Source organism: Synechococcus sp. RC10B2 (assembly GCF_047502635.1).
In genome coordinates this window covers 1-7,679 of sequence record NZ_JANSHO010000045.1, presented here as the reverse complement: position 1 = coordinate 7,679, position 7,679 = coordinate 1, and the positions used below count along the sequence as shown (strand labels likewise).

Sequence of the window (7,679 nt, the reverse complement as noted above, 5' to 3'; positions counted from 1 at the left end):
TATCGCTTCACCGCTGAGCAGTAATGCTCAGCAGTGTTCAGCGTAAATGTATCAGGTACAGATCTCAGACCAACCCCAGTGTAGAGTTTGCAGCTAGGAAACCCCAAAAATCCTCAGCAAGACTCCGGCACGGACGGAAAACTGCGCTCCCAGCCATAGCGGTCTGGAAGAGCCTCCCCAGCACCTCAAGGTGCCAACTGCGCGATAACAACAGAACCGCAAAATCTAAGATTGAGAACCCCAATCCCTGCCACCGTGCTTTCTGCTCTCTCCGCAAAAGAGGCGGCAGTCAAGGGATCCTAAAATAGGGGGAAAGCTCTCTCCCGGCTCCACCGTGGCACCTCGTGGTTTCAAACCCATTCAGAACCGCTCCGGTAGGGAGAGCCTGGCTCCCTACGTGCGCACCTTGCCCCTGGTGATCGACGCCATGCTGGATCTGGCGCAGGTGCGGGGCGACGATCTCCTCTACGACTTGGGCTGTGGGGATGGCCGCATTCCTATCCGGGCAGCCCAGCGCTGCGGCACGCGGGGCCTGGGGGTGGATATCGACCCAGAGCGCATCCTAGAGGCACAGCAGGCGGCCCAAGCCGCTCAGGTTCAGGATCGGGTCAGTTTTCGGCAGCAGGACTTGCTCACCCTGGATCTCTCGCCAGCGACGGTGGTGACCTGTTATTTGCTGCCCCGCTCCCACCTGCTGATTCGAGACAAGCTGCGCAGCGAGCTCCGGCCTGGCGCCCGCCTGGTCACCCACACTTTCGATATGGGGGATTGGCCGCCCACCGCCACCACCACCGTGTCAGATGTTATCAACACCTACACCATCTATCTCTGGCGGATTTAGCCCCCACTTTTTGCCAGCCCTCTTGACTTGCCTGTTCGCTCCTGGCCTAATTCAACTCAGCCCTCTCTCCCGTTCCCCCTTGAGACGCCGTCTACTTGAGTTCTGGCGCCGCCGCTTCCCCCACAGCCTGCGCACTCAGGTGGCGCTGGTGATTGCCAGCCTTTCCTTTGTCCCCAACTTGGTTTTCATCCTGTCGGTGCAGTGGATCCTCCCCGGCACAGAGCTCAGCCCCGAGGGATCTGTCCTGCTGCTGCTGTGGATCCCTTTGCTAGCAGGGCTATCGGCAGTGGTGGGCTATGTCCTGTCTTCCCTAATCTTGCGGCCCCTCACCTTGCTGGCCCGCGAGCTGGGCCATCTGGAAACCTTAATTAGCCAGCCGGCCCGTTGGAATTTGCTGCTCCGCCCCGGGGATCCCCAAGAGGCTTTGATCCTGCGCCAGGCCTTTGCCCATCTGCTGCGCCAGATCCAGATTGACCAATTGCGGCGGGAAGCCTTTACCGCCACCTTGGTGCATGACCTGAAAACCCCTCTCATTGCCTTTGGGCATTTGCTAAGTGCCCTCAAGCAGGAGCAGCAGTTGCAGCCGGAAGAGCGGCTTGCCCTGCTGGATCGCATCTTGCAGGAGAACCAACGCAATCTGTCCCTGGTGCAGCGGATGGTGGAGGCCCACCGCCTAGAGCGGGGCGAGATCGAGCTACATCCTCGTCTTTGCGATCTGGGATCCCTGGCCCGACGGGTGGCCGAACGCATGGGATCCCTGGCCCGAGAACGGGGGATCGACCTGCGAGTGGAGGGAGAAGGGTGGGCCAATGCCGATGAGGCCGAGCTGGAACGGGCGCTGGTGAACCTGGTGGACAATGCCTTGCGCTACGCCCGCCAGGTGGTGGTGCTGACCATCAGCCCTCGCCAGATCCAGGTGCGGGATGACGGGCCCGGCCTGCCGGCTCCCCTGGAAGAGCTGGCCCAGCCCTACATCGCCCAACCCATTCACATCGCCGGCCAGCACTACCCGACCGGCTCAGGAGGTCTGGGGCTGTACATCGCCAAACGTATCCTGCAAGCCCACGGAGGAGACTTGTGTTTGGTGGAGACGGGATCCCAGGGCACGACCCTAGCGCTGGTGCTGCCCTGATCCCCAACCCCGCCAGGGGAGAAAAGCGCCCAAGGGATCCCCTCTGCTTCGCGTTAGTGGTGTGGAGCGCTTGCAGCTCACTCGACAGGGCGGCCCCGATACATCAATCGATAGTTTGCCGGCGGGGGCGCAGCCGTTTGCTCTTGGCGTTCTTCTGTTGCAACGGACAGGGAAGGAGGGGGGCTGTCTTTTTCAGACCACAAACCCAGCTGCTCGAGAACCGCGTGAAGAGCTTCCGTGTCGATGGGAAAAGACCACCTGGCTGCCTTGTAAATTTGCTCGAGGGAGTGGAGAATGTCGTCGGCTTCGGCCAAACCGGGGATCACCTCGGCTGCCCCCTGGTAAATGGCCCAGCGCCGCTCTGCCGGCTCGATGGGGCGACGAGGGTAATGAGTGAGAATCACAGGGATATCCGGAAGCCGGCTCCGACACTCTCGACAAAAGGCATAGGGGTTAAACAGCCCCGTCGTCATATCCACCACCATCAGATCCGGAGAATGAGTTGCCGCCACCTCCACCAGATCTGCCTGAGGAGAAACCAGCACCACTGTATGGCGCTGAGACTCCAGCACCAGCTTCCAGAGCTGGGCTTGCAAAAGCTGACCCTGAGCCACCAGAACGGTCTTGGTCACGGTGAGCAGAGAAACGACTTGCCTTAGTTCACAACTTTGCCTACGGCGCAAGGTAGCATTTCCAATAGAGAAGAAACAGTAACTAGCTATACCGGTAGTGCTGGGCTGACCCAGCCGCTTGGATACGTAAACTACCCGACTCCGACCGCCCCCCCTTCCCCCCCAACCCCCCGTATATGGGGGCAGGGGGGCGGGGGGATTGAGGGGGTACAGTGCGGGGCTCCTGCAGTTTCTAGCTGAAACTCCACCGATCTGCGACAAGTTTTTGGGTACAGCTTGCCCGGCGGCCTCAGCACTTGCCTTGCTCGGTCAAACCACCCTCAGCTTCCTCTTCGGTTTCGGAGGCCAGCTCGGCCTGCAAGGCCTGCCACTCCTCCGGGGAGAGGGAGTGAAGTTTTTCTTGGATTTGCTGCCTCTCGAAAGTGGCCCACTGGGCCTTCAGAGTCATTTCCCTGCTCAACACCCGCTTCAGGTAGCCCACCGTCCAGCCCAGGCATCCCAGCAGAAACACCACACTCGACACCTGCTGCGCCGCGCCCGTATCTAAGCCGGCCCAAAGCAGCAGCCCGTAGAGAAGTCCTCCCCCCAAGAGCAGGGCTAGGCCAATGCCGAGAACATCCCGTCTGCGCATGGCTGGTAGGTTGCAGAAGGGCGAGCTCTAGAGCGAACGCGGCTTGGGCCGAAACGTCATGAAGGGAGCCACGAGCACCATACCGGGGAAGAAAAACAAAACTAGGAAAAACATCAACACCTTTTCCCAGGCACCGCTGTAGTTCCAGCGCTTGTCCACGTACACCAAAAACAAGAACGGCAGCACCAGCAGGTAGAGAACTGCTAGCGCAGCATAGGTCAAGCCAATGAGCGTCGAGGTAGAGAGCATATCCAGTTGCCTCGAATTAACCTGGGCAAATCCAGTCCAATCGGGGTCATATTACAGCATTGTAATGGTGAATGAACTTGTCGGCTTAGCCGGCTCTTCGCCTCATCGCTATAAACTCGTGCTGATGGCCCCGACAGGGCAGGTGGGGATGCATTGTTCGCACATAACACAGCGATTACGCAGAAACTCCAGTTTCCAGTCGGGAGCGGAAATCTTCAGTGCCTCGGTGGGGCAAACGCCCGTACACAAGCCGCAATCCACGCACAAATCTGGGTCGATCTGAATTTCTTTAGCCCGCTCGGCCACCTCAATGCCCAAAGACTGCACCCACTCCAGCCCCGCCTCCACCTGGTCGATATCTCCCGAGAGCTCCACCACCAGGGTGCCCACTTCGTTAGGGGTTACTCTGGCACGGACGATGTTGGCGGCTACATCGAAGTCTTTCGCCAGACGATAGGTGAGGGGCACATTCACCAAGTGGCGAGGAAAAATCAGGGTCACTCGTTTGCGCACGGATTTGACTTGCGTAGCTGAGGTACGACGACTCTTCCAGTATGCCAAGGCCGACTGCCAAGTTCGGCCATACTGCAAGCAAAAAATCTCCCCTCACCGGCAGAACAGATGGGGTGCTTTCTCGCCTGCCCGCAGGTTGGAAGCTATGAAAGGCGCCCCGCGGCCTGCCACAATAGGGGCAGAGCGTCTTCGATCCCCATGAACTCGGCCCGGCCCCGTCTCAACTCCGAGCACTACCGACAGATGTTGGTGCGCGATGGTGAGCGTCGCTTCCGCGAGTGGCACACTGCCTTTCTCAACTACCAGCGGCAGTTTTTGCAAGAGATGAAGCGGCTGCAGCTCCGTTCTTCCTCGAATGGCTAATTTCTTCAGGAATGCCTACGCCCACTACTTTCAACCTGCTGCCGATCTGTTCTGAGCCCGATCCTTCCCTCCGCCAAGAAACTTTGGAATTGTTGGAGTGGCCCCGCCTCTGCCAACACTTGGCCAGCTTTGCCGCCACACCCCTAGGCCGCCGCGCCTGCCTAGAGCTGGATCCCTGGCGGAGCCGCGCCGAGAGCGAGGTCTGTCTTGATCAAACGGAGGAGGCCATCCGGCTGGATTGCAGCCAGCCAGGGGGGATTTCTCTGGACGGGATCCACAACTTGCTGCCGGCCCTGGAACGGGCCGAACGGGGGGGCATTCTGAGCGGGGAAGAGCTGGTGCAGATTGCCACCACCTTGGGGGCTGCTCGCCGCCTTCGCCGACTCATCGATGCTGACGAGCGCCTGCCCCGCCTGCAGGAGTGGGTGAGCAATCTGCGCACCTATCCTGAGCTAGAGCAGGAGATCTTCCGCTGCCTGGACGAACACGGCGAGGTGAGAGATAGCGCCAGCGCCGCCCTGGCAGACCTGCGCCGTCAGCACCGCCAGTACCGCAGCCAGATCCAAGAACGCCTACAACAGGTGATGAGCCAGCACCCCCAGGCGCTGCAGGACACGTTGATTGGCCAGCGGCAGGGGCGCTTTGTGCTGATGGTAAAGGCCACCCATCGGGATCTCATCCGCGGCATTGTGCACGACAGCTCTGCCAGCGGGGCCACCCTCTATGTAGAGCCCTACGCTGTGGTGGAGCTAGGCAACCGGCTGCGGGAAAGCCAGGCCCAGATCCAGGCGGAGGAAGAGCGGATCTTGGCCGCCCTCTCGGCCCAGGTGGGATCTGTTGCCGAGGATTTGGAGCATCTGCAGGCGGTGATGGTGGGGCTGGAGGTGGCGTTGGCTCGCGCTCGCTACAGCCTTTGGTTGGGGGGCAATCGCCCCCAGTTTGTCCCGGCAGGATTGCGCCTGCGCCAAGCTAGGCACCCCTTGCTTCTGTGGCAGTCTCGCGAGGAAGGCAAGGGCCCGGAGGTGATCCCGATCGATTTCACCCTCTCGGAGTCCATCCGCGCCGTGGTCATCACCGGCCCCAACACTGGCGGCAAGACGGTTGCCCTGAAGACCTTGGGGCTATTGGTGCTTATGGCCAAGGCGGGGATCTTCCTGCCCGCCCAGGATCCGCCCCAACTGCCCTGGTTCGACGGGGTCTATGCCGACATCGGCGACGAGCAATCGCTGCAGCAAAGCCTCTCCACTTTTTCCGGGCATATTCGCCGCATCAGCCGCATCGTGCAAGCTTTGCAGTCGGAGCCGGCGCCGGCCCTTGTTCTGCTGGACGAGGTGGGGGCAGGCACGGATCCCAGCGAGGGCGCGGCCCTGGCTGCCGGGCTATTGGAGTATCTCGCCGAAAAGGCCCTGCTGACCTTGGCCACCACCCACTACGGCGAGCTGAAGGCTCTGAAATACCAGCATCCCGGCTTTGAGAATGCCTCGGTGGAGTTTGACGAGGCCACCCTGGCCCCCACCTACCGCCTGCTGTGGGGGATCCCTGGTCGCTCCAATGCCTTGGCCATCGCCCGGCGGCTGCACCTGGAGCCGGAGATTCTGCGGCGGGCGCAGCAGCATCTGCAGGGGGAAAGCCAGGTGGATAAGGTGATCGCGGGGCTGGAGGCGCAACGGGCCCAGTTGGAAGAGCGGGCCGCCCAGGTGGGATCCCTGCACCAAGAGCTGGAAACCCTGTACCGCCAAATGCAGCAGCGCAGTCGGCAAATGGCTGAGCGAGAGGCGCAACTGGAGTACCGGCAGCAACAGGGGCTGCAAGCCCTCTTGGCCGCCGCCCGCCGGGAGGTGGCCGCCGCCGTCCGCAAGCTGCAACAGGGGGACGATCCCCAGCAGGTCGCTGCTGAGCTGGAGCAGATTCGCAGGCGCTACTCGCCGCCGCCGCCGCCCGTTGAGACTGAGTTCGTGCCAGAGGTGGGGGATCGGGTGCGGCTGCGGGGCCTGGGACAGACGGGAGAGGTCATTGCCGTCGAAGGAGAGGTGTATGTGGTGCGCAGCGGCATTCTCAAGTTCACGGTGCCGCGGGGCCAGTTGGATCCCATCGATGAACATCAGGCCAAACAGCGCCAGCGCCCCAAAGCTCCTCCTTCCCCACCGCCCACCACTGCTCCCCTGAACCTGCGCACCAGCCGCAACACCCTTGACCTAAGGGGGAAAACTGTAGCCGATGCCGAGGCGATTCTGGAACAGCACTTTGCCCAAGCCCCTCCTGGCCCGGTTTGGATCATCCACGGCCACGGCACGGGACGCCTGCGGGCCGGCGTCCAGGCCTACCTCCAAAATCACCCGCGTGTCCAGAGGTTTGCCCCAGCGGATCCCCAGGACGGCGGTACGGGTGTGACTGTGGCCCACCTGCGGTGAGGGTCAGGCTGTTTCAAACTCCCTGACAGTCGTTTCAAACAAGGTTAAGGCACTTTGCCGCTGGCCTTCACCCGCCCCTCTTCCTCAGGGGGAGAGGGAAGCTGAAGCTCCACGAACAGGCTGTTTGGTAACTGTTCAAACTTGACTTTGGAGCGCCGCTGCCGAGCTGACGGGCTGGGATCCCGCTTGGCGGTGCCGACTTTGCCAAAGCCAGTAGGCGCGCAGCAGTTGGCTATCTCCAATTAACTTGAGCATCACCGCCACCGTCGCGCCGGTCCAGCAGAGGGGGCCGAAAGTGGCACCTGCTGCTGCCAACAGGGCCAACCCGGAAAGATTCAGCCCCAAGCCCTGTACCCACATCCACCAAACAGTCTCACGCTCTAACATTGGCCAGATCCCAGAGGAAGAATTGGATAGCCCTACTCTCTTGAATCTGAGGTGGGATGGGGATGTGGCCAAGCCTCAGCCCAGATGCCCAAAGCTGCATACTTCGAGGGGCGTTATGTCCATAGCGCTTAACCACCTAGCCCATCCACTCCTGCAATCGGGCCAGGGCCCGCCGCTTTTGCGTTGCAGAGCGGACGCTGCTCTTCGTCAGCCGGTTGCAGCCATGCACCAGACCCTTGCCTCCCAGCGCCACCAGAGTGACCCGCTGGGTTTGCCCCGGCTCAAAACGCACCGCTTGGCCGGAAGGGATGTTGAGGCGCCTGCCAAAGCTGGCGGCGCGATCCAACACCAGGGCTCGGTTGACCTCAAAAAAGTGAAAGTGACATCCTCTCCCGCTAAGCCCTGACGGGCTGTAGACGGGAGCTTCCGAGAATCACTTCTCGGAGTTGCTGCTTCAACGGACTGGTAAACCAGGATCCTCCACAGCCAGAGAGCGGCAGTCCCACCGCCCTGAGTCCAC

Annotated in this window: 9 protein-coding genes and 1 pseudogene; 4 read left to right on the top strand and 6 right to left on the bottom strand. The window is 61.4% G+C overall.

Annotated elements, in window-relative coordinates; translation table 11 throughout:
- The first annotated feature begins 334 nt into the window (after window positions 1-334).
- Together NW855_RS05765 and NW855_RS05760 are read left to right on the top strand one after the other, a co-directional pair.
- Window positions 335-841 carry an SAM-dependent methyltransferase gene (locus tag NW855_RS05765; RefSeq protein ID WP_011431366.1) on the top strand — a complete coding sequence of 169 codons (507 nt, stop codon included), beginning with the start codon at window positions 335-337 and terminating at the stop codon, window positions 839-841.
- Between the two features lie 79 nt (window positions 842-920).
- On the top strand, window positions 921-1,973 hold the full coding sequence (locus NW855_RS05760; RefSeq protein WP_228375346.1) for a sensor histidine kinase: 1,053 nt from the start codon (window positions 921-923) through the stop codon (window positions 1,971-1,973).
- Between the two features lie 77 nt (window positions 1,974-2,050).
- Here NW855_RS05760 and NW855_RS05755 read toward each other — a convergent pair whose 3' ends face one another.
- The 4 genes from NW855_RS05755 to NW855_RS05740 all read right to left on the bottom strand — a co-directional run bounded on the left by NW855_RS05755 (window position 2,051) and on the right by NW855_RS05740 (window position 3,998).
- Window positions 2,051-2,605 carry a response regulator gene (locus NW855_RS05755; protein WP_414508511.1) on the bottom strand — a complete coding sequence of 185 codons (555 nt, stop codon included), beginning with the start codon at window positions 2,603-2,605 and terminating at the stop codon, window positions 2,051-2,053.
- A 289-nt stretch (window positions 2,606-2,894) separates the two neighbouring features.
- Entirely contained in the window at window positions 2,895-3,236 is a 342-nt protein-coding gene (locus NW855_RS05750; RefSeq protein ID WP_011431369.1) for a DUF3007 family protein, read from the bottom strand.
- 27 nt (window positions 3,237-3,263) lie between these two features.
- Window positions 3,264-3,485 (bottom strand): NAD(P)H-quinone oxidoreductase subunit L, encoded by a 222-nt coding sequence (gene ndhL, locus NW855_RS05745; RefSeq protein WP_011431370.1) that lies wholly within the window; start codon window positions 3,483-3,485, stop codon window positions 3,264-3,266.
- A gap of 108 nt (window positions 3,486-3,593) precedes the next feature.
- Complete coding sequence (locus tag NW855_RS05740; protein ID WP_011431371.1) at window positions 3,594-3,998, bottom strand: NIL domain-containing protein; 405 nt, start codon at window positions 3,996-3,998, stop codon at window positions 3,594-3,596.
- A 198-nt stretch (window positions 3,999-4,196) separates the two neighbouring features.
- On the opposite strand from NW855_RS05740, the gene NW855_RS05735 reads away from it, so the two are divergent.
- Window positions 4,197-4,361, top strand: coding sequence for a hypothetical protein (locus NW855_RS05735; RefSeq protein WP_168173329.1), 165 nt, complete (start codon window positions 4,197-4,199; stop codon window positions 4,359-4,361).
- A gap of 44 nt (window positions 4,362-4,405) precedes the next feature.
- Window positions 4,406-6,772 (top strand): endonuclease MutS2, encoded by a 2,367-nt coding sequence (locus tag NW855_RS05730; RefSeq protein WP_414508512.1) that lies wholly within the window; start codon window positions 4,406-4,408, stop codon window positions 6,770-6,772.
- Between the two features lie 135 nt (window positions 6,773-6,907).
- Here the strand turns inward: NW855_RS05730 and NW855_RS05725 are convergent, their stop codons facing one another.
- Together NW855_RS05725 and NW855_RS05720 are read right to left on the bottom strand one after the other, a co-directional pair.
- Window positions 6,908-7,159: a hypothetical protein gene (locus tag NW855_RS05725; RefSeq protein WP_240527800.1), complete on the bottom strand. Its 252-nt coding sequence runs from the start codon at window positions 7,157-7,159 to the stop codon at window positions 6,908-6,910.
- Between the two features lie 136 nt (window positions 7,160-7,295).
- Window positions 7,296-7,547 (bottom strand): annotated as a pseudogene (locus tag NW855_RS05720) (urease subunit beta); the annotation flags it as partial.
- Window positions 7,548-7,679: the final 132 nt, after the last annotated feature.

Excerpts from the sequence above, each read along its gene's own strand:
- NW855_RS05735 (WP_168173329.1), top strand. The coding sequence starts at position 4,197 with ATGAACTCGGCCCGGCCCCGTCTCAACTCCGAGCACTACCGACAGATG.
- ndhL (WP_011431370.1), bottom strand. The coding sequence starts at position 3,485 with ATGCTCTCTACCTCGACGCTCATTGGCTTGACCTATGCTGCGCTAGCA.
- NW855_RS05750 (WP_011431369.1), bottom strand. The coding sequence starts at position 3,236 with ATGCGCAGACGGGATGTTCTCGGCATTGGCCTAGCCCTGCTCTTGGGG.
- NW855_RS05725 (WP_240527800.1), bottom strand. The coding sequence starts at position 7,159 with ATGTTAGAGCGTGAGACTGTTTGGTGGATGTGGGTACAGGGCTTGGGG.